The following is a 20,982-nucleotide window of genomic DNA, read 5'->3' as shown; positions in this document are numbered from 1 at the left end:
GGAGTTAGCGGGGCGATCGATAAATTAACTGGATCTTAACAGCACCGCTTGGTAGTTGGTAATTGGTAATTGGTAGTTGGTGAGTTAAGCAAGAGGCGAGAGACGAGAGAAATAACTCGTGAATGTTTGAATTCTTCTGGCTCCTGACTCCTAGTTTTGACTTTTAACTTTTGCCTTTTGACTTCCCCATTACCCATTACCCATTACCAGTTAAAACGGAATATCATCCTCATCGACTTCTACAGGCGCTTTGGGTGACTCTTGAGGTGCGGCTACGGCGACAGGGGTGGGTTGTCTTTCGACTGGCGCTGAAGCACGCGGCTGGGGTGCTGGTGGGGTGTAGCTACTTGTTTCTTCCCGTTCGGTGGCAGAAGACATGAGGTTAACACCATCCAGCCTGTGAATGCGTTGTGCGGTTAATTCAGCGCGTTTCTCTTTAAAACCCTCTTGTCGCTCTACAGTATTCATACCTAAACGACCTTCAATGATGACGCGATCGCCTTTGTGGTAGTTTTGCTGAATTTCGTCTGCCATTTTGCCCCAACCGACAACTCTTAGAGTCGCTGGGGGGTCTTCTGCCCGTAGCCCAGGAATACTAACCATCATTTCGGCGATCGCCAGCAGGTTGTCGTTATTGACGTGACGTAGTTGCGGCTCTTCTTTAATTTCTGCCATCAAAATACAGCTGTTCATGTCTTCGTCTCCTTTGTGTAGGGTGTAGGGAGTCGTTATTGGTGGTTGAAAGTAGACGGTTAACCGTCTACTTTCAACTCACTTCTCCTTTATACTTCATCCCTATTTTGCCTCTAGTCCTTCAAGAGATGAGACGGATGGCTCCACTCCTTGTTCTTGTTCCACGAACTCTTGAACGCGGTGGCGGTATTCCCGCAGGGATTCATCTATCCAATCTCGATCGTTACTATTTGCGAACAAATGTACCACTGGTTCCCCTGCATCTGGCAAGATCAAAATCCAATTATCTTCATGGCGATCGAGAATCTTTACACCGTCGGTCAGTTCGAGTCTTTCTGCTGGATGGGTTTCGACAAGATGTCGCATCAAAGCTCCCTTGACCGTCCAAGGACACCGGACTGTATAAGATTTGTGGTAGACGCGGGGGAGTTCGGTGCGAATAGCGGCAAGCGATCGCTCTTGAATAGTCAGCATTTCGATTAGCTTGGCAATGCAGAACATCCCGTCGAACCCTGGATGTAATTGCGGGAAAATAAAGCCTGTTTCTCCACTTCCGCCTAAAACTACATTTGGCGTGCGACGGCATTCTTCCATTAAGGCGGTGGGGTTTGCCTTGGTACGAATGATTTTCGCATCGTGGCGACGGGCAATTTGCTCGACAGCGCTAGAAACGTGAACGGGTACGACGACAGTGCCTCTGGGGTGTGCTGTCAGCATCATGTTGACCATCAAAGCCGTCAGCATTTCACCCCGAATTGGGATACCTGCTTCATCTACTAAGGTCATTTGTTCGCCATTCGCCGATACCTGCACGCCGAAATTAGCTTTGAGTGCTTCGACGACGTGACCGAGTTGCATCAGTAATGCTTCTTTCTCTACGGCACTGACGGCGGTTGGTTTGAGGCTAGCATTTAACACCACTGCATCGCAGCCAAATTTAGCTAGCATTTGCGGCAGGACTGCCCCAGTCACCGCATAAGAGTAGTCGATTACTACTTTAGAGTTGCTGTGGTGAACCGCTTCGACGTTGAGGTGCTTTTCAAAGGCAGTGCAGTAGGTAGATACCATTTGGGTCGGATAGACGACATTACCGATTTCGTGAATTTGTACGCGCCGCAGGTCTTCTTTGAAATAAGCCCCTTCAATTTTCTTTTCTAGAGCTTTAGAAATATTGATGCCTTTGGGGTCGATAAATTCAATCAAAATGTAATCTGGGCGATCGGGATGCACTCTAACGTGAATGCCTCCAGACACTCCCATCGTTGAGATTACAGTTCGCGCCATTGGAATTGCGGTAGCATCGAGGTTTTGAATGTTGATCCCGACTGACATCAATCCCGCAATCAGAGATCGCGTGACCATGCGAGAAATGCTGCGCTGGTCGCGGGAAACTGTCACCTGCGCCCCTGGTTTTAATGTCGAACCATAGGCGGCTCCCAGTTTGACCGCAAATTCGGGTGTAATGTCAATATTTGCTAATCCCGTTACGCCTCGCTGACCAAAAAGGTTGCGCTGAGCGGTGTGACCCCAAATTAAGTTAATATTTAACGTCGCGCCCGATTCAATTTGCTTGCTGGGCCAAACTCTGACGCTGGAACTGATCAGGGCTTCTTCTCCCACGGTGGACAAGGAACCCACTACCGCGCCTTCAAGGACGTGAGCGCGACGGTCTACTCTCGTACCGCGAGAAATAACGCAGGCTCTCAAGTGCGCCTCATCTCCAATCAGCGCTCCATTCCAGACAATCGGGCGCTTCAGGTTGGCATCAGCGCCAACGGTAACGTTGTCGCCAATGACCGTACCCGCAGAAATTTGAACTCTGGCTCCAATGCGGCAATTATCACCGATTAAACAAGGGGCTTCTAGGTTGGCAGTCGGATCGATGTGAGTATTTTGTCCTATCCAAATTCCTGAAGACCGCTCCTCGTAGGCATAGTCGAGTTTGACTTTGCGATCGAGTGCGTCGTACTGGCTTTCTCGATAGGCATCTAAGTGACCGACATCGCACCAGTAGCCTTGAGCGATGTAGCCGTACATTGGCTCGTCTTTTTCTAGTAATAAGGGAAATAATTCTTTAGAAAAGTCACTTTCTTGATTTTCTGGCAGATATTCCAATACTTCTGGTTCCAAAATGTAAGTACCAGTATTTACCGTGTCGGAAAAAATTTCGCTAGAAGAAGGTTTCTCTAAAAAGCGGCGGATGCGTTGCGATTCATCTGTAATTACTACACCAAATTCAATTGGGTTGGGAACGCGGGTTAAAACTACAGTGGCTTTCGATTTTTTCTGTTTGTGAAATTCTATGGCTGCGGTGAGGTCAAAATCTGTGATGCTGTCACCGCTAATCACTAAAAACGTGCGATCGAGCAATTCTGCGATATTTTTGACGCAGCCTGCCGTTCCTAGCGGCTGATCTTCCTCAACGGCATAAGTCATCTGTACGCCAAAGTCGCTACCATCTTGAAAGTAGTCGCGCATTACGTCAGGTAAGTAGTGTAGAGTGGCAATCACTTCTGTAATCTGATGCCGTTTGAGCAGATTAATAATATGTTCTGCGATCGGTCGATTCAGCACTGGAACCATCGGTTTAGGAAGATCGCAAGTCAGCGGTCGAAGCCGCGTTCCAGATCCTCCAGCCATCAGTACTGCGCGCATAATTCCTCCTTAGATGTTCCACCCATTAGTGGTGTAAAGCCAACACTTCGAGCAACGCTAGTCTTTATCTAGTTTCCTATGTCTCTCCCACTTGCGGCACTCCCACAGGTTACATCCCACCAACAAGCTTGATGGATTCTACCTACCACGCTTTCCAACTAATCATGCTACGGGCATTCAAGCAACTGCATTGGCGCTAGAAGCGGTATCAATTGTGTCAGCTAAACTGAGAGAAGGTGTGGAGTGTAGGGTGTGGGGTGTGAGGACAAGGGAGACAAGGGAGACAAGGGAGACAAGGCAAGCAGAGGAGAAATTACCGATCGCTGGTCACTGGTCACTGATAACTGATAACTGATAACTGTAGAGGTAGATTCGGAATGAGTAGTTTAATTACTTTGTTATTAGTCTTAGCTTATGGCGGTGGTGTTTGGAAGTTCTGGACTGGATTTCACCGAACTAACTTTTCTCGCTCTTTTACTAACAGGCTAAGATTATCTCTACTGTGGCCTGCTTTGCTCGTGGCGAATAAGTCTTATCGCCAGAATTTTAGAAGAGCGCTGAAGGGATGATGGAAAGGAGACAGAAGGGGGACAAGGAAGACAAGGGGGACAAGGGAGAGATTCACTCTCAAATCCGAAATCTAAAGTCTAAAATTTCCCTCACTCCTCAACGCCAGATGTTTCAAGTCGAGGAACCGCAAGAGCGCACTGGCTCCTCGTCACTCCTCACTCCTCTGTGGCTCATTGGTGGAACGCAGGAAAGCGCTCAATTGGCTGAGGCGATCGCACGGGCTAATTTGCCGTGTATAATTTCTGTCACAACGGAATCAGCTCGCGCGCTCTACCCCGATGCGGCTTGTCTGCAAGTGTGGGTGGGGCGTTTTACCTGTTTGGAGATTGAAGCATTTGTACAACAGCAAGGGATAATTGGCGTATTAGATGCTTCCCATCCCTATGCTGTGGAAATTTCCCAAAGTGCGATCGCAGTTTGTCAAAAGTTGGGAATTCCCTATTTGCGGTACGAGCGTCCTGTTTTCAAGGGAGCTGGGAACAGGGACGAGCTGGGAGCAGGGGAGCAGGGGAGAAGAATAACATTAAATAGTTTTGAATCTTTGCTGTCGGGAAACTATTTACAGGGACGACGGGTGTTACTAACTGTAGGTTATCGTCCTTTGCATTTGTTTCAAGCTTGGCAGGATAAAGCAACTTTATTTGCTCGTATTTTACCTAGCGCGATCGCATTAGAATCTGCTGTGAAGGCTGGGTTTACTAACGATCGCTTAATTTGCCTGCGTCCGCCAATTTCGGCAGCTTTGGAGGCGGCTTTGTGGCGACAATGGAATATTTCTGTAGTGGTGACTAAAGCTTCTGGTGCGCCTGGAGGAGAGGATGTGAAGCGAACTGTGGCTGCTGAATTGGGGATCGATTTAATTACGATCGATCGTCCAACTGTTGAATATTTGCAGCAAACTAGCGATTTATCAGTGGCTCTAGATTTTTGCCGCATGTTATTTGGATAGTTGAGGATTGATAGCGGGCGATCGCAACTTTCCCAGTTTTGTTACTTTTTTGTTCCAGTTCTGTCACTTTTTTAAGTTAAATTGTAGTCGAATGTGAAATCAAAGTTTCAGCTCTATAACTTTGTTTCCTATCTTTTTGTTTTCCAGCAAGTTGTAAATACTCGCTTCAAATTTATATGCAATTTAGTAGAGGAATACGGTAAAAGTATAGCCATATAATCCTAATATTTAGGAGGGATTTTCATGAATTCATACATTTTCTTTGAAAGTGCGCTTCAGCTTTTAGTAATAGCTTATCTCATCTCAGTGGTGCTATTACTTGCAGCTTCTAAAATTGGTTTAGCAGTCATTGAAACTATTGAAGAAGCTCAAGATTAATCTAAATAGAATAAATCAATTACATCCCCAAAAGACGGTGAATATACCCAAAACTACTTTTTTCTCTTTGAAGACTGATTCACTCTTGACTCGACAATAAACTTTGGAATTTCCCGCAGTTCGGACTCGCTCAAATTATACTGTTCGCAAACTAAGCTGAGGCGCTTTCCTGGGGTTTGTACGGGATTGACGGAATGGGTCAAATTGCCCTGAAAGTATACTAATGTATTAGCTTGTGGTTTAATCTGTCCGACTTGACGTTTATCGCAGCGCAATACTAATTCTCCCCCTTGCATATCTGGTGGTAGTTGCACGTAGAGGACGCTGACAACAGCGGGTGGTTCGATGGTTTTACAATAGGAACGTAAGGAGCGATCGATATGCGGATCGACACGGGAGCCTGCGGTTAGGAGTAAGGGATTGAGGTAAAAGGCATTACAATCCGATCGCAGAGCTAGATTGATATATGGTTTGAAGTAGGGAAATTTTTGTTCTACTTCTGCTATTCCAGCACGCTGAAATACTACAGAAAATCCTTTAGTTCCTACGAAGTCACGGTTGAGGTTGTTGGTAGTAAAGTAGGGACACGCTTGAATTTCTCCCCATAAGTCGTTGAGGTAGTTGCCGGGGAAGCAGGATTGTTGTTGGTGGTAGTATTTCAGTTGCATTAAAAATAGGGAGTAGGGGGAAAATTCGGAATTCGGAATTCGGAACTCGGAATTCAAGACTTTTAACTTTTTTGTTTATACCTAATGTGCGGGATTAATACCCAAAATTAGCTAGGACAAAATACGCGATCGAATGGTTGTTTGCGGTAGCGTATGTAAATATCAAAGTCTGCATCTAATGTGGCGATCGCCGGAATATCTAATCTTTCTGATATAGTTACCAAGGCAAGATCGGCAAAGTCTGGCTTCAGATCCGCATATTGAAGATTTAATTCTACAATACGAGTGAAATCGTTTGGTTGCAGGTGTTCGATCGCGATTATTTCCTGTGCCACCATTAACAATAAATCGTTCTGGATCGCTGGGTTTGAAGGTAGCAAGTGCAGAGCTTCTGTGATACAAGCTATGGTAGTTAACACAATGCTGGTAGAGTTCATCATGAATGGGTAGACTTGAGCGTGATAGCGATCGCTCCGATTAAAGAAAGCGACAAGTATACCCGTATCTACTAGAAAAATCGGATAGTAACTCATTCGGGATTTTCTTCCAGCAATCGTTTGGCAATATAGCGTTTACGCGCTTTCCGTTCTGACAAATCTGGCACTCCATCAAATAAGTGGGGTTCTCTTCCCATGCGTTCTGCTAGTGTTTGCTTACCAGCTTGCAGGCTTAACCACTTCTGATTGATGATTCTCCTAATTGTCTCGCTTCTATCTGCTTGTTCGTGCGCCACAATTTCAGCTAACCGCGCCTCAGTTTCTGCGTCTAGTCGGACAGCTATTAGTCCCATATTCGTACTCCTATTTGTTATACAAGTATAACGAAAGCGATCGCGCTTGGATACGATGCTGTATGTTATTGCAGTATTGCGACTACATCAAAAATATACCTAAATAACATACAAAATACCCAGTAAATCAAGGTGTGAGGAGAAAACCTGACATGGAACTGTTAATTCGGGAAGTCCAAGCTGATGATGCTGAGGCTATAGTTGGTATTCTCAATCCGATTATTCAAGCAGGGGTTTATACCGCATTTGATACACCATTTACTGTTCGCAGACATGGTATTGCTAGGCAGATAACACAGCAGCTTTAACGCGCTTTATTAGCCTACATCCTGTTTATACCCAGAAATTGAGAGTTATACCTATATATTCAACTTGAAGCATAAATCTGATACTCTAAACTTGAGTAGAATTCAGTTTTATAGTTATGTCACTGCAACTGAAGGTTCCGAGTATTGTCTGCGATGGCTGTGCAGAAACAATTACCAAAGCGGTTAAATCTGTGGATGCAGATGCTCAAGTTGATGTGGATGTCTCGGCTAAGACTGTTAAAGTGGAAGGCGCACAGTCTGAAGAGTCCATTAAACAAGCTATTACGGCTACTGGTCACACGGTAGAGTAGAATCGACAAATTCTAAAATGTGTTGCGCTGTCATTTGTGGCTGTTCTAGATGAGGAACGTGTCCGCAATCTTGAATCCAAATCAGTTGACTTTGGGCGATCGCGCGTTTAAATCTATAAGCATCGGTAGTACCCAAGATCCGATCGTCTTTTCCCCATAAAATTAGTGTTGGTGGTTGGATTTGGTTAAGTCTGTTTTTAAAGGAACTATATCCACCACTCTTGGTAAAAGCAATTAACGCCTGACTCCACTGAGAACATTCTAAATGCAGTGCGGCACAGACTTGAGCGTCAATGGAAGCAAGTGTCTTATTTTTATAAGCAGCACGACTAATACTATGACGGATTCTAGGATTTTTTAAAAACTCAGTCGCTAAACGATCTAGTGGTGGAAACATATATTTACTCATCACCGAACCACCAGCTACTCCAGCACTATCAATTAAGACTAACTTTTGCACCGCATCTGGATATGTCAGCGTGAAATCTATGGCTGCTGCGCCTCCCATCGACGCACCGACTAAAATTACAGGCTTTTGAATCAGAGTTTTCCAGAAATAATATAGATGAGTCTTAATCGCGTCAGGAGTTATTTTGACTTCTGCAACTCTGTCGGTAAACCCAAAACCGAATAAATCTACTGCCCAAGTTGCGTGATGAGCTGCTAATAGTGGTAATAATCGACGAAACTCTAACACGGAACTATCAAAACCGTGAATTAATAATATGGGGATTTCTCCACTACCTTGTCTGACGTATGTGGTTGCGATCGCTTCTGGAGATAATGGAGTGGCGATCGCTTGTTGCCGTATATTCTGAGCTAATGCGATCGATGTTACTTCAGTTAGTTGCGTGACAAGCTGAGGGAGAAATTGAGCAAACATAGGCATTTGATTCTTTTGTAGAAGATACTACGAAAAGATTTTTTGTGTATAATACACCCATAAAAACACATTATACACATAACGATGCGAACCAACGTTGAGCTTGACGATACATTAGTTGAAGAAGCCTTTCGACTTACCAACGTCCGTACTAAAAAGGAACTGTTGCATCTAGCACTGCAAGAATTAATTCGCTCCCAAAAAAAGAAAAATTTACTCGATTTGGCTGGAAAACTTGAGTTCTACGATGATTACGATCCTAAAGCACTCAGAACACCCCGCCATGCTGCTGATTGATACATCTGTTTGGGTAAGTGTATTTCGAGATAAAACAGGACTTGTACGCCAGCAGCTTCAATCAATCATTAGCGATCGCGATGTGATTCTAACTCGTTTCAGCCAGTTAGAACTGTTACAAGGATGTCGAGACGATCGCGAGTGGAGATTATTACACAGCTACTTGCAAGCCCAAGATTATGTGGAATTAAGTTCTGAATCTTGGCAAGCGGCTGCACGCATATACTTTGAATTACGCAGACAAGGATTAACTGTACGTAGTCCGATTGACTGCTGTATTGCTCAATTGGCTTTAGACTACGCATTAATTCTAATTCACGACGATCGCGATTTTGAAATTATTAGCAGCATCCGATCGCTGCAACAAATCCGCTTTCAGTCAAAATAGTTACAAAATAGTTATGACGAACAACTAGCTTTGTTGTTTCTAATAATCGCTTCGGTAATAATCCAAATCTTTTCAGGGGTTGAGAAACCTGGCTACTAGACTAAGATCGAACTAACTCTGTTGTCTAAACGGTTGTCATGGCTGTAACTACCTACAAATGGACAATTGAACGATATCACCGAGCAATAGAAGCAGGCATTTTTGATGACCAGCCCCTAGAATTATGGCGCGGTGACCTCATTATTATGCCCCCAGAACGAGAACCCCACGCCTACTACAACACAGAAGCCGCCGATTATCTCCGTACGCTACTCGGCGAACGGGCAAAAATCCGCGATGCTAAACCTGTAACTCTGCCAAATAATTCCGAACCTGCCCCCGACATTGCCATTGTCAAACCCTTAGGTGAAGTTTACCTAGAACACCATCCTTACCCTGAAGATATTTTCTGGATTATCGAATTTTCTAACAGCACCTTAAATAAAGATTTAGGTGAAAAAAAAGATATCTACGCAGAAGCAGGTATTACTGAATATTGGGTTGTTAACCTCAAAGATCGATGTTTGCAAGTATTTCGCGACCTCAAAAATGGGCAGTACAACACCGAACTAACACTAACTACAGGTACTATTACCCCTCTAGCCTTTCCTGATGTATCCGTCCAAGTTGAGCGCCTCATAGGTGTGAGCTATTAACATAGACTTTTGCTGTGCTGAGCTTCTCAAAATCCTAGACATATTGATATATGGGAGTTATAGTAGGTTACGGAAAGGCACATTATCGTAACCATGAGCCAATTAAGTCGGCTGACAGCCCCTAAATCGAGTTTCAACATTCAACCCCAAGAAGATATTTTGGGAAATTTATTGGCAAATAAGCGCAGCGAAAATACTCGTCGCGCCTATGCTAAAGATTTAAAAGATTTCTTCGTCACGATGGCAGGAGTTGAACCAGATCGCAATTTGATTGCCGAATTTCTCCAACTTTCTCGATTTAATGCAACAGCCTTAGTACTTAAATATAAGGCAGTTCTGATCGATCGCAATTTATCGGAAGCAACAATTAACCGTCGATTAGCCGCAATAAAATCTTTAGTTAACTACGCACGTCAAATTGGGATGTGCGATTACAGTTTGGATGATATTGCTGGAGAGAAAGTTAAGGCTTATCGCGATACGAGTGGAGTGAGTTTAGAAGCGTATCGTCAGGTGTTAGATATTGTCGATCGCAACTCGCTTAAAGGCAAACGCGATTATGCGATATTACGATTGCTGTGGGATAATGCCTTGAGACGCGGAGAATTAGTTAAAGCGAATGTAAGTGACTTCGATCCAGACAGGCGATCGCTAACTATATATGGAAAAGGTCGAGGAACACAAGCCGAGACAATTAGTTTATCTGAGTCTACAGTAGCAGCATTACAAGAATGGTTGTGCGATCGCAGTAAGGTTAAGCGTAACGAACCATTATTTATTGCACTCGATCGCGCCAGTTACGGGCATCGCCTCACAGGTACTGCTATATATAAGATCGTACAGGCAATGGCAGAAACAGCAGGATTGAAAAAACGCCTCAGTCCCCACAGAGTCAGACACTCTGGAATTACAGCTGCATTGGATGCAACAGGTGGAAACGTTCGCATGGTACAGAAATTATCTCGTCATGCCAGGTTAGATACATTAATGGTTTACGACGACAATCGCCAAAATCACCAAGCCGAAGTTACCGGATTATTAGCAGCATTGATTGAAGGAGAATCGTACGGGCGGGTTTAGCAGATAAATTAATAACTCCAACAGCAAATATTCATTCAAAACCCGCCCGAACCCAAATTGAAATGGAATCACCAATTACCAATTACCCATTACCAATTACCAATTACCCATTACCCATTACCAAACAAATCTGGCAGCGTAGGCAAAGAAGGAATATACTCAGCATAATCGCGATCGAGAGATTGCAGATCGCAACCAGTAATTTGAGCCACCACAGCAGGATTTACACCCGCACTCAAACACATACAAATAAACGAGTGTCTTGTATTGGAAGGTTTGCGATACTCCACACCAGCCAACTCCAACATTTTCACCCAAGCACGGTTGCGAAAATTGCGATCGTCAATCGGTAATCCTTCAGGACTAGGGAAGATAAGATCTTCTAGTAAATGATTTTCAGGCTTTCTAGTTTGAAGCAATAATCTAATTCTGTCATTTAAGGGAATAGAGCGAGCTTTACTTGTTTGAGGGACACCCCGACTGATAGATTCTCCAATCCAAATACTTGACATATTAGAGCTAATATGCATCCAACGTAAAGCGATCGCCTCAGTGGTTCGTACCCCAGTTAAAAATAAAAATTCGACAAAATCGGCATAGTGTTTGTATTGAGGGTGAGTTTTGAAAGCAGCGAGAATTGCCTTAACTTCCTCTTGTGTAAATGGTTTGAGTGGTTGTTTGGGTGCTGACTCCACCTGCTTTTGTAAATCTTTCCAGGGGTTCGCTTCCACAAAACCTTTCGTTATTCCCCAACTCCAACAAGCACTGAGTAAAATCAGCCTTTCTTTCCTGGCGCGTTCGGCATTTTTACTTTTGAGCCAAGCATTGAATTGTTCTGCATGAGTATGTAGAATTGCGATCGCGTTTTGTGCGGCTAGTAATTTCCGCGTCTCATCCTCTCGATAGTAAAACTGGTGCAGGTATTTCAGAGTTGTCTTGTACCGATCTAAACTTCTGGGATGTAAAGACTGAGACTTATACTCCATAAACTGTTGGAATAATTCGGCACAAGTAAGAAGTTGCGCGTCACTAACTGGTTTTTCAGCTAAGCTTTGGGGTTTGTATTTAGTCAGAGTGGTGTCAAAATTACCAGCAATCGCATCCAACTCAATCTGACGCGCCTTCAACTCTGCCAACATTCGACTCTCTTGAGTATCTGGCAATCCTAGAGATAAACAATACCGCTTTCCCGAAACTCGCCAACGTAGTCTTAGCCTATCCTTAAAACTTTCTACAACAACCGAACCTTTACTTGCCTTCATTATTGGGTATTTATTTCGTGTTTTAGGTATACAAGCGAGAGTACAGAGACAACAAGTATTAGAGAATTATCAGGTATAGACTACACTATTTGGGTATCAAAACGAGATAATCTAATGTAGAAAATTGATTTTCTTTGACTTTTGGGTATAAACAGCATACTTTAGGTATTCAATTGACTGAATCTTCGCTCGATCGCGTTTAAAGAGTTTCTCACCCAGATTTGGGTATAATTAACTTGTTCTGGGTATCTAAATGATTTATCGAAATATTTAGGTATAGCATCCTAAATTTGGGTATTTTTTTGATGTAATCCAATACTGAAAATATATTGCTTCGCACATCTATATTCATTTGCATAACTGCGTTTCAATAATTCTAGAAACAAAGTACTGCAAACCCAGTGAAACTAGAAACATTACTAGCACGCGATCGCACCATTCGCGTTATCGGTTTTGACGATGCGCCATTCGTGCGCCGACGCAGTAGCAGTGTCTCAATCGTCGGTGTTATTTGTGCAGAGACGCGATTTGAAGGGATGGTATGGGGAAAAGTGCGACAAGACGGCTGGAACGCTACAGATACAATCTGTCAGTTACTTTTAGGCAAAAAATTTCTGCCTCAACTCCACATATTGCTATTGGATGGAATCGGCTTTGGTGGCTTTAACATCATCGACTTACCCAAACTTGCAGACAAATTGCAAATCCCCTGCGTTACCGTCATGCGCCGACAACCAAACATGACAAAGATAGAAACAGCACTACAACGCTTACCCCAACCCCATCGCCGTTTAGAACTGATGCGCCGTGCGGGAAAAGTTCACGCATATCCGCCATTTTTCTTTCAAGTCTGCGGAGAAGATCCAGATGTGATCTCAGCTGTATTACACAGATTAAGCGATCGCGGTCACGTACCAGAAGCCCTAAGATTAGCACATTTAATTGGTGCGGCAGTCGTAAAAGGAGAAAGCGGGAGTTCAGCTTAGCGCCTACTCTACGAGAACGCTGCGCGTATGCGTCTTTGCGCGACACGATCATTCGATCGCCAACTTAAAAACTAGCACATTTACCGAGAGTTAAATTTCCCTACAATCGGCATGATGAGGTATGCGCTGAGATAGCTAGCCATGACCTCACAACCAGAGCGAATCGAGATAAAACTAACAATACCAGCTACACAACCCCAGTTGTTAGAAGGATTAGATCTGTGGTTGCGCCTGGGGTTGCTTTCTGAAACTCAAGTTATCCAAATTTGTCGCACTTACCTAGTTTGTGCCTTACCCGTACCTGAAGTAACTCCTCAAGCAGACTTTATTACCACACCAGCAACAGAAACACTTCCAGCGAGAACTCGTCCCGCACCCATACTCAGCCGAATTTTATCTTCCCTGATGGAAGAAATTAGCGTCGTGTGGCTGCTATTTCTAGGCGTGTTTATGGTAGTCGTATCCTCTGGGGTACTAGCTGCGAGTCAGTGGCAGAACTTTTCCGCAGTCGGACAATATGCCATTTTATTCGGCTACACCTTAGCATTTTGGTTCGCTTACTGGTGGACGCGACAACGACCGAATCTAAGTTTGACAAGTAGGATTTTACAAGTCACCACCCTATCCCTAATTCCAGTTAACTTCTGGGCAATCGATGGGTTTCAGTTGTGGTGGGATGGATTGGGATTAATAGTAGGAGCGATCGCAATTTTAAGTTTATCTGCGATCGCCTGGACGTTACTGCAAGCAGCACTACCGATTAGAGTGAATACTGTTGCACTGAGTTGGCTGCAATTAGGTTGGATAATACCTAGTTTTCCCCTCATCGCCATCTATAGCGGTACGGTAGGGACAGCAGGAGTATTATGGCATCGGGGAGAAAAACGTCAGGCAAGTTTAATCGATTTAGGGATGAGTGGCGTTGTTCTGGCGATTGCCACCTTACTGCTTTTTGCTAGGGGAATTCTACGTGCAAGCGTACCCATAGATGCAATTGGACTGGCGTTAGGGATTTGCGGCTGGGTACTTTGTTGGTTAACTCGCCGTCAGGTACAACCTCTATTGACTCGCACGGGTATCGGGTTATTAGTATTGGGTTGGATAGTCGCTGTCAATGTCGAACCGCCTTGGCAAGCGATCGCAGTTAGTATTTTAGGTATCTGGTTATTAGCAAATCATCTGCAAAGACTTTGGCAAGTATGGGATTTACTCGCCCTATTTTTTGTTGGATTGCAGGCTTACTGTTTGCTATGGCGGCTGATTCCCATTGCAGGGAGGCAACAAATTATCGCCTTTGCTACTCAAATCGCTGGGGGAAATTTACTCCCAGGAGAACTCATCGGACTGGCGCTTTTTCCTTATATTATTGTCACCTTAATTGTTGCCTCGCGGTTGCGGCGTGCCTCTCAACCAAATTTAGCTAACTACACCGAAGGCATGGCATTGATTTTAGGAATTATCCTTGCCTTAGTTAGTTTATTCCATCCCTTGATGCGATCGCTCTACTTATTAGCTTCTACTCTTACCTTAATAATTGTTCTGCGTCAGCGCCCTACTCCGGTTGCATGGTTAATTTATCTCACGCACGTCACTGGAATATTAACTTTATATGCATGGATAGGCTGGAGTTTTCCCAATCTCAATTCTCAATTCTGGGCAGTTATTTTATTAATTGGGATGATAGCAGAATGGGGGTTTGCATGTAGGGGCGCACAGCCGTGCGCCCTTACGCATCCAATCTGGCAGCGTAGTGCGTGGTATATCGGTTTAGTCTTAGCCGGATTGAGTTATCCCTTACTCATAGCATCGAATTTATATTGGGGATTAATTTGGCTAGTTACTCCCGCCTGTCTCACATTTCTCGGTAGTCGTACCATTCCTCAAGCAAGATTAGCAAATTGGCTGAGTGTTGTTGCCTTACTTCTAGCCCAAATTTTAACTGAAGCTAGAGTAACTCCTTTATTGATAAGTACGGCAGTCGCCACCAGTTTAATGTTATTCAACACGCAAAAATTGCGATCGCAACTTGCCGCAGCAATAACTATTGGATTTGGCTTGAGTTTTGCGGGAACTTGCCTGTGGCAAATTTGGGGGGTTCCCCTCAATTGGTTACCAACATGGATTGGCGTTGCTTTATGGGGGTTGTGGATGTTACGGCGATTTATCCCCACGGGAATTTATACCCCAGTATTAGACGGTTGGGCGATCGCGCTGAGTATAATTAATTTAACTTTGCTAACTTTAGGTAGGCTAGAAGTTTACCCCATACAAGATTTATACATAATTTTTGCAGCAGTTATAACCACAGGAGCAATTACTTATCGTAACTGGGAACAGCCGACAAATTTAGGTTTTTATGGGATTGCTTGGGGTACAGAATTAGTAGTAGCTAGTATCGTATGGTGGAGTGTACCGTCTTTTATAAATATTGCGATCGCTAATTTAGGATTAGGACTAGCAACGCAATTAGGTGGTGATTGGTGGGTACGTCGTTCTGCCTTACCTTACCTTTCTAGTTGGCACGTTATCTCGCTTATATATGCAGTTATAGGATTAATCTTCGCCCACTATACATTTACTGCCTACACAGGACTTTACACGTTAGCAGGCGCATTAGTGGGAATTGGTGTTGGAAGGCGTTTACCTCTGCTCAAACCAATTACATTTATATCTGTATTTGGTATTTCCTTTGCGGCATACGAACTTTTAATTTATCAATTGATCCAATCCAAAGGAGGGCAAGCAGGGGATGGCATAGTCTTACTATCAGCCCTAGCCTGTGCGATCGCAATTATATATTGTTTCTGTTCGCGCTGGTTACTATTCTATTGGAGGCTTGCTCCTCAAGAATTACTTGGAATTACCCATATTCACTGGGGAGTTGGCAGTTTTTTTTCCCTACTAGCATTAGGAGTAAATTTAAGTAATTTTGGCAGCAATCTTTGGCTATTAGTCACAGTAGTATTAGCAGCTTATGCAGCTTGGCAAGGACGGAATCACAATTTTTGGGTTTATTTGGGAGTCATACAATTCACAATTGCGATCGCCCACCTTTTAAATCGAATTTTACCCCTATCTGCACTGCTAAGTTGGTCAGCCGCGATCGCTTGTGTCTACGCCTACCTTTTATACTCCTTACCTTGGCAAACTTGGGGATGGTCGAAACAACCGTGGCAGCGTTCTGCTACTGTTTTACCAGGGGTAATTGTCTTGCTTACATTTAGTGAAATTTCAATTCAAGGCTTATTTATCGTCGCTGCTTTTTACGCTTGGTTAGCAAGAGTAGAAAATAAGATTCGTCTCAGTTATATAAGTATTGTTTTAGCTGATTGGGCAATTATTCGACTGATTCAAAATTGGCAGTTCACCGATCCTTTGTGGTATGTTTCCGTATTGAGTAGTTCGTTGCTGTATGTTGCCCAAGTCGATCCAACATTGCGATCGCCTACCGAAAAGGAAAAGCGTCACATTCTCCGCACTTTAGCTGTAGGATTATTTTGTCTGACAGCTTTGTACCAATCAGATAACAGCTTGTGGCAAGGAATTTTAACTATCTTTCTGGGTATAGGTTTAATTTTAGCAGGAATCGTAGTTCGCACCCGCGCTTATTTATATGTCGGTACGCTAACTTTTATTACAAAAGTCTTGCGTCAGCTTTGGCTATTTATCGATAATTATTCTTTACTACTATGGGCAATTGGAATTGTAGTCGGATTGCTATTTATTTGGATTGCTGCCACATTTGAGGCTCGTCGGACTCAAGCGATCGCCTTGATGCAAACCTGGATTCGAGAATTAGAAAGCTGGGAATAAAGCTGTAATCTTACGGAAAGTTTCTAGCTAATCACCCCACACAAGGAGTTATACAAAAAGTTTTCGTATAACAGTCAAACGTAGGGTGTTATACGGAAAAAGTCCGTAGAAATAGCCTATATAAGATTAGATATATGGAAACTTTCCGTATAATAAACAGCTTAGACGGACATAGCAATGTCGCGACACCAAGAAGAATCATAGCAACCGATGGTGCCGCACTTATGTAGCGTAGTATGCGCGCAAGCAAAAAACTCAAAGCCAAAGTCGGCTCGGAGGTGAACAATGGTACGAAAGGTCTTGCTCGTCTGCGGTATCTTGTCTTCACTACTCTATGTTGCCACCGTCGTACTCGCAGCTATACGGTGGGAGGGCTATAGCTCCACCTCTCAAACCGTCAGCGAACTAATCGCTATCGACGCTCCGACGACACCACTCGTCGTTCCGCTTTTCATCACGTATTCCCTACTCGTGTACGCATTCGGAGTGGGCATCTGGCGATCGGCTGGTCGAAAGCGCGCTCTGCGCTTCGCGGCGGTCGGACTGGTCGGAAAGGAGGTTCTCGGCTTGGTAGTAACGCTATTTTTCCCGATGCACCTACGTGGGGTCGAGGGAACGCTTACCGATACCATGCACGCAATTCTCACGGGTGTGGGCGTTCTCTTCATGCTGCTCGCCATAGGGTTCGCGGCTACGGCATTCGGAAAGCGGTTTCGCCTCTACTCCATCGCGACAATCCTGATACTTCTCGTGTTTGGCATTTTGGCAGGTTTGGACGGTTCCCGGCTTGCGGCAAACTTGCCTACGCCGTGGATGGGAGTTTGGGAGCGTATTAACATCTTTGGCTACATGCTATGGGTCGTGGTGCTGACCATCATGCTCTTACGCATCCAAGATACTGTAGCCCCAGATGACTCCGGCGGGAGAAGCAATTTTGGATCGGTTGGTTCTTGATGACCGAACCTCCCATCTAACAATCCCTTTGCACGCCGACCGTATAGGGCAGTATCTGGTTCTAGATCTAGGCTGGAATGGCGATAAATATCTCCATGCGACACCTATACATCTGAGTGCGATCGGTGATAAAGTCTGGGTGCAATATGATGATACAGAAGAAAGTGTAGTCACCGATCTGATGGAAGCAGGTATTCCTAGAGAGAATATAGTGCTTGGTTTTCGACATCCAAAATTAGGGCAGCATACAGGTTTTGCTGTGGCATAACGCTCGAAAGTGGCGATCGCAACATCACAAGTCACTGAACGTAATGCTCTGAATTGGATTCGAGAATAGTCTGTTCCGCAAATTTTAGCCACTCAAGGCTTTTCTGAAAAAATATATCTTTGGGGAAATAGACAATAACAACCAAACTGTTTCTTCAAGCTTACGCCTCAAAATTTCCGAATATGTTTCCTGTGACAGATGTAAGCAAGTATTTATTCTTAATACCTTAAATGGCAATGGCTGTAGATCCGAACTAAATTCGATCCTCCTTCAGTTCGTTTACACTAAGACTTGAATTGAGTCAAGCACTAGAGGGACTGAAAAACAATTTGTTGGTTCTCTTTAGCTACAGTCAAAATCTGCATAAAAAGCTAAGGGGTAATTTCATGACCATTCCATTAAGAGAAGATGTTGCCTACATTATTTTGAAAAAAATCAATGAAACTGGGCAAGAATTGCATCCAGTAAAATTTACTGCTGATGACTTTATCGGTCGCGAACCAACAAAAGCCGAACTATTAGGACACTTGGATTATCTGAATCAAAAGCAGTATATTAAGGCTGAATTTAGTGGTAATGCGTACGGTAACCAGGAAGATGTCCCCGATGCTGTAAATCCTAAAGAAGTTGATTTTAGAGTTGCCAATACTTTTGGTTCATCTGATGGTCCTTTGCCACATTTGATTACTTTCAAACAGGCAGAATTGACAGAAAAAGGTCGCAGAATGTTGGAGAAGATGGAGGCAAAACCTCCAGAAGAATTAAAAGAAGGTCCCTCAGTTCCCATTGCGACTAAAGACATGCCTTTCTTAGAGAAAGTCATGCTTAAAAGCGGACTTGAGGATCTGTTTGATGCTAGAGATGTCACAGAAGTCGTCTATCGCGTCATGCGCGATTTAATGACAACGGAAGCATCAGATCGAGTGGCAGAAGAATTAGAAGATAAGGAAGTTCTGCCGACAGAAGACAAAGCGTTGCAAATGGAAATAGCTGACTTGTGGAATGATACCAATCCCATCGTTCGCTTTTTGAGTAGAATTCGTCCGCCTTTCTACCACTCAGATAGTTCTGACATTACTAACGTTAATGACAATCGCTTCTTGGCACGAGTTAAAGGTGAAGCACCAACAGCAAAAACTGCTTTCGATTTAGATACCGAACAAGTAGTTAAGGCTGTATTTTCTGCTACCAAGGACGAACTATCGGAAGAAAGAGTTAAAGAAATTGCTAACTGCTTACCTCCAAGAGTTCGGCAAATGTGGGAAACAGCTTAGGAACATTTGAAGTTAATTTTGAGTCAGGGTAGGAGTTGTCTCCTACCCTGTTTTGTCATTGGTTGTTGGTCATTTGTTACTAGACGATCCAACCCCTCTTGAGAAATAGCAGGTGGTATGTATTATTTGTTGCTATAATTCAATGTCGAACTACCCAAATGCTTCTCGAAAAGCAAAGTTTTAAATAAACTATTGCTAGAGAAATTTGGTTTATTTATATAACTCATCAGTTCAGATGCAGCCTTGGCTGGAAAAACAGTCAAATCTAAATTCACGTAAATATATATATAACTGGAGAAAAAATGAAGAATTGTAGTATTAGGCTGCGCGGCTCGATCGCAATACTAGGTGTTATTTGTAGCAGTTTGACAATCGATTTACCTGCCGTTGCTATACCCCAAGCAGAGCAAAAGTCAGTACTTACCTCTCTATCTCATATCGTTACAGTAGCACCACACAATAGCTATATTTCACAAACTCCAGAAATTCCCCAAGTTTCGCCTGCTCCCGTTCAACCACCCCTACCCGAACAGCAGCAGCCTCCTAATACGCAAGTGTCCCCTACTCCACAAGTTTCGCCTTCCCCCATTCAACCACCCCTACCCGAACAGCAGCAGCCTCCCAGTACGACAGTGCTATTGAATCAAGGCAAAGTTAGTATTAAGCTGATCAATCAGACAGGAGCAAAAATCACTTATCAAGCAATTGGCAATACAGCACCGCGATCGCTCCCAGGAAAATCGGATGTCACGCTCAAAAACTTAGTTACACCTACAACGGTGACATTCAAGCGCGAAGATGGCGGATTGCTGAACGCAACTGGGCGATCGCCAACTCCAGGAGTACTAGAATTAATGCTAGATGCAACCACCGACCTCGGGATAGATAAGCAATCTCTGCAAATTCAACCGACTGGAGACGTATTTCTGAATTAGATCCGACTCACTACTGACTCAATCACAATTTACAAACGAATAATTCTCCTCTTGATAGACTAGTATCATTGGGTTAATTTTGTGCTAGCACACGAAAACTCAAGTTATTTATTCCCCATCACCCATTCATGGTTACAGCAGTGAGTTCGACATCGTTTCTGCTTCCGCCTACTTTAGGTGCTTTTTTGCCCTCCCTACCCCTGGATAGCCTCTTCTCTACACAGGGGATTATGGTGATGCTACTAGCAGCCTATGCGGTTGCTATGTGGATGTTTCTCACCAGCGCCCCGAAGGTCTATACCGTTATGGTATCTGACTTAGAGATTGCCCGTCAGCTTTACGAAGGAATGCTCAATCTCCCCGCTGCCGAAGTTCCTTTACACTACTACTACAACTACGAGCAAACCTTGGGCGCAGCTGGAACGATCGATCCTTACTACATCTCTCCTAGTCCGAGTTTTACCAGCACCAAAGGATTTAACGGTCCCGATGGATTGTGGTATCAACTCAAGAAAAACACCCAACTCCACATCATTACTGGAGCTAGTTTAGGGAAGAAAAACCAGCAGCGCCATGTCTGTTTCGATCGCGAATGTTTGGAACAAGTCTTGATGCGGGTGGAAATGATGAATTTAAAGCACAAAATTCTCAGCCAGAAACCATTAAACTTTTTGGTCAAAGATCTGGACGGACAGATTATTGAGATGGCAGAAGTGTCTAATTAGGAGTGAGGAGTGAGGGGACAAGGGAGACAAGGGAGACAAGGGAGAGCGGGGACAAAATTCTCTCTTGTATCCTCCCACACTTCCCACACTTCCCACACCC

The 20,982-nt window shown here is 43.9% G+C and carries 25 protein-coding genes; 17 read left to right on the top strand and 8 right to left on the bottom strand.

What is annotated here, in order from left to right; genetic code table 11:
* Positions 1-35 precede the first annotated feature (35 nt).
* The 3 genes from C7Y66_RS31020 to C7Y66_RS10630 form a co-directional block, all read right to left on the bottom strand.
* Positions 36-197, bottom strand: coding sequence for a hypothetical protein (locus C7Y66_RS31020; protein ID WP_158265901.1), 162 nt, complete (start codon positions 195-197; stop codon positions 36-38).
* 13 nt (positions 198-210) lie between these two features.
* Positions 211-693: a single-stranded DNA-binding protein gene (locus tag C7Y66_RS10635; RefSeq protein WP_015155375.1), complete on the bottom strand. Its 483-nt coding sequence runs from the start codon at positions 691-693 to the stop codon at positions 211-213.
* Positions 694-795: 102 nt separating this feature from the next.
* Positions 796-3,348, bottom strand: coding sequence for a mannose-1-phosphate guanyltransferase (locus C7Y66_RS10630; RefSeq protein ID WP_106545551.1), 2,553 nt, complete (start codon positions 3,346-3,348; stop codon positions 796-798).
* A 214-nt stretch (positions 3,349-3,562) separates the two neighbouring features.
* Between C7Y66_RS10630 and C7Y66_RS32405 the strand changes: the two genes are divergently transcribed.
* From C7Y66_RS32405 to C7Y66_RS32880, 4 genes are all read left to right on the top strand, one after another.
* Positions 3,563-3,703, top strand: coding sequence for a hypothetical protein (locus tag C7Y66_RS32405; protein ID WP_233222622.1), 141 nt, complete (start codon positions 3,563-3,565; stop codon positions 3,701-3,703).
* A 22-nt stretch (positions 3,704-3,725) separates the two neighbouring features.
* On the top strand, positions 3,726-3,917 hold the full coding sequence (locus C7Y66_RS10625) for a hypothetical protein (protein ID WP_106545550.1): 192 nt from the start codon (positions 3,726-3,728) through the stop codon (positions 3,915-3,917).
* On the top strand, positions 3,914-4,867 hold the full coding sequence (locus tag C7Y66_RS10620; RefSeq protein ID WP_199197358.1) for a cobalt-precorrin-6A reductase: 954 nt from the start codon (positions 3,914-3,916) through the stop codon (positions 4,865-4,867). Before C7Y66_RS10625 ends, C7Y66_RS10620 begins: the two co-directional genes overlap by 4 nt.
* A gap of 243 nt (positions 4,868-5,110) precedes the next feature.
* Entirely contained in the window at positions 5,111-5,245 is a 135-nt protein-coding gene (locus tag C7Y66_RS32880; RefSeq protein WP_255409960.1) for a hypothetical protein, read from the top strand.
* A 53-nt stretch (positions 5,246-5,298) separates the two neighbouring features.
* On the opposite strand, the gene C7Y66_RS10615 is transcribed toward C7Y66_RS32880, so the two are convergent.
* From C7Y66_RS10615 to C7Y66_RS10605, 3 genes are all read right to left on the bottom strand, one after another.
* Entirely contained in the window at positions 5,299-5,907 is a 609-nt protein-coding gene (locus C7Y66_RS10615) for a 2OG-Fe(II) oxygenase (protein ID WP_106545571.1), read from the bottom strand.
* Positions 5,908-6,020: 113 nt separating this feature from the next.
* Positions 6,021-6,446, bottom strand: coding sequence for a type II toxin-antitoxin system VapC family toxin (locus C7Y66_RS10610; RefSeq protein ID WP_106545549.1), 426 nt, complete (start codon positions 6,444-6,446; stop codon positions 6,021-6,023).
* Positions 6,443-6,703, bottom strand: coding sequence for a hypothetical protein (locus C7Y66_RS10605; RefSeq protein WP_015155382.1), 261 nt, complete (start codon positions 6,701-6,703; stop codon positions 6,443-6,445). Before C7Y66_RS10605 ends, C7Y66_RS10610 begins: the two co-directional genes overlap by 4 nt.
* A gap of 152 nt (positions 6,704-6,855) precedes the next feature.
* Here C7Y66_RS10605 and C7Y66_RS31010 point away from each other — a divergent pair, with 152 nt between their 5' ends.
* Both C7Y66_RS31010 and C7Y66_RS10600 read left to right on the top strand, forming a co-directional pair.
* Positions 6,856-7,011, top strand: a complete 156-nt coding sequence (locus C7Y66_RS31010) for a hypothetical protein (protein WP_158265899.1) — start codon at positions 6,856-6,858, stop codon at positions 7,009-7,011.
* Positions 7,012-7,127: 116 nt separating this feature from the next.
* Positions 7,128-7,322, top strand: a complete 195-nt coding sequence (locus C7Y66_RS10600; protein WP_015155383.1) for a heavy-metal-associated domain-containing protein — start codon at positions 7,128-7,130, stop codon at positions 7,320-7,322.
* Here the strand turns inward: C7Y66_RS10600 and C7Y66_RS10595 are convergent.
* A complete protein-coding gene (locus C7Y66_RS10595; RefSeq protein ID WP_106545570.1) occupies positions 7,300-8,205 on the bottom strand; it encodes an alpha/beta fold hydrolase in 906 nt (301 codons plus the stop codon). The two genes, C7Y66_RS10600 and C7Y66_RS10595, sit on opposite strands and share 23 nt — an antisense overlap.
* Before the next feature lie 84 nt (positions 8,206-8,289).
* Here C7Y66_RS10595 and C7Y66_RS10590 point away from each other — a divergent pair, with 84 nt between their 5' ends.
* From C7Y66_RS10590 to C7Y66_RS10575, 4 genes are all read left to right on the top strand, one after another.
* Positions 8,290-8,502 (top strand): type II toxin-antitoxin system VapB family antitoxin, encoded by a 213-nt coding sequence (locus tag C7Y66_RS10590; RefSeq protein ID WP_106545548.1) that lies wholly within the window; start codon positions 8,290-8,292, stop codon positions 8,500-8,502.
* Entirely contained in the window at positions 8,489-8,890 is a 402-nt protein-coding gene (locus tag C7Y66_RS10585) for a PIN domain nuclease (RefSeq protein WP_106545547.1), read from the top strand. Before C7Y66_RS10590 ends, C7Y66_RS10585 begins: the two co-directional genes overlap by 14 nt.
* Positions 8,891-9,027: 137 nt before the next feature.
* Positions 9,028-9,585: a Uma2 family endonuclease gene (locus C7Y66_RS10580; protein WP_106545546.1), complete on the top strand. Its 558-nt coding sequence runs from the start codon at positions 9,028-9,030 to the stop codon at positions 9,583-9,585.
* 93 nt (positions 9,586-9,678) lie between these two features.
* Positions 9,679-10,665 (top strand): tyrosine-type recombinase/integrase, encoded by a 987-nt coding sequence (locus C7Y66_RS10575; RefSeq protein WP_106545545.1) that lies wholly within the window; start codon positions 9,679-9,681, stop codon positions 10,663-10,665.
* Between the two features lie 110 nt (positions 10,666-10,775).
* Here C7Y66_RS10575 and C7Y66_RS10570 read toward each other — a convergent pair whose 3' ends face one another.
* Positions 10,776-11,927: a tyrosine-type recombinase/integrase gene (locus C7Y66_RS10570; protein WP_106545544.1), complete on the bottom strand. Its 1,152-nt coding sequence runs from the start codon at positions 11,925-11,927 to the stop codon at positions 10,776-10,778.
* Between the two features lie 401 nt (positions 11,928-12,328).
* Between C7Y66_RS10570 and C7Y66_RS10565 the strand changes: the two genes are divergently transcribed.
* The 7 genes from C7Y66_RS10565 to C7Y66_RS10535 all read left to right on the top strand — a co-directional run bounded on the left by C7Y66_RS10565 (position 12,329) and on the right by C7Y66_RS10535 (position 20,882).
* Positions 12,329-12,913 carry a DUF99 family protein gene (locus C7Y66_RS10565; protein WP_106545543.1) on the top strand — a complete coding sequence of 195 codons (585 nt, stop codon included), beginning with the start codon at positions 12,329-12,331 and terminating at the stop codon, positions 12,911-12,913.
* A gap of 141 nt (positions 12,914-13,054) precedes the next feature.
* The gene (locus tag C7Y66_RS10560) at positions 13,055-16,726 is read left to right on the top strand and encodes a DUF2157 domain-containing protein (protein ID WP_106545542.1); all 3,672 of its coding nucleotides are present in this window, start codon (positions 13,055-13,057) and stop codon (positions 16,724-16,726) included.
* Between the two features lie 285 nt (positions 16,727-17,011).
* Positions 17,012-17,680 carry a DUF998 domain-containing protein gene (locus tag C7Y66_RS10555; RefSeq protein ID WP_106545541.1) on the top strand — a complete coding sequence of 223 codons (669 nt, stop codon included), beginning with the start codon at positions 17,012-17,014 and terminating at the stop codon, positions 17,678-17,680.
* A complete protein-coding gene (locus tag C7Y66_RS10550; protein WP_233222618.1) occupies positions 17,661-17,948 on the top strand; it encodes an element excision factor XisI family protein in 288 nt (95 codons plus the stop codon). The genes C7Y66_RS10555 and C7Y66_RS10550 overlap by 20 nt, the downstream gene beginning before the upstream one ends.
* Before the next feature lie 386 nt (positions 17,949-18,334).
* A complete protein-coding gene (locus C7Y66_RS10545; RefSeq protein WP_106167894.1) occupies positions 18,335-19,222 on the top strand; it encodes a DUF2267 domain-containing protein in 888 nt (295 codons plus the stop codon).
* A 302-nt stretch (positions 19,223-19,524) separates the two neighbouring features.
* A complete protein-coding gene (locus C7Y66_RS10540; protein WP_106545539.1) occupies positions 19,525-20,157 on the top strand; it encodes a hypothetical protein in 633 nt (210 codons plus the stop codon).
* Positions 20,158-20,285: 128 nt separating this feature from the next.
* Positions 20,286-20,882: a glyoxalase-like domain protein gene (locus tag C7Y66_RS10535; protein WP_106545538.1), complete on the top strand. Its 597-nt coding sequence runs from the start codon at positions 20,286-20,288 to the stop codon at positions 20,880-20,882.
* Positions 20,883-20,982 lie beyond the last annotated feature (100 nt).

This window comes from Chroococcidiopsis sp. CCALA 051, assembly GCF_003015105.1.
GTDB classification, from domain to species: Bacteria; Cyanobacteriota; Cyanobacteriia; order Cyanobacteriales; family Chroococcidiopsidaceae; genus Chroococcidiopsis; species Chroococcidiopsis thermalis.
The sequence above is the reverse complement of the archived record's forward strand: the minus strand, read 5'-3'. Positions and strand labels throughout refer to the sequence as shown.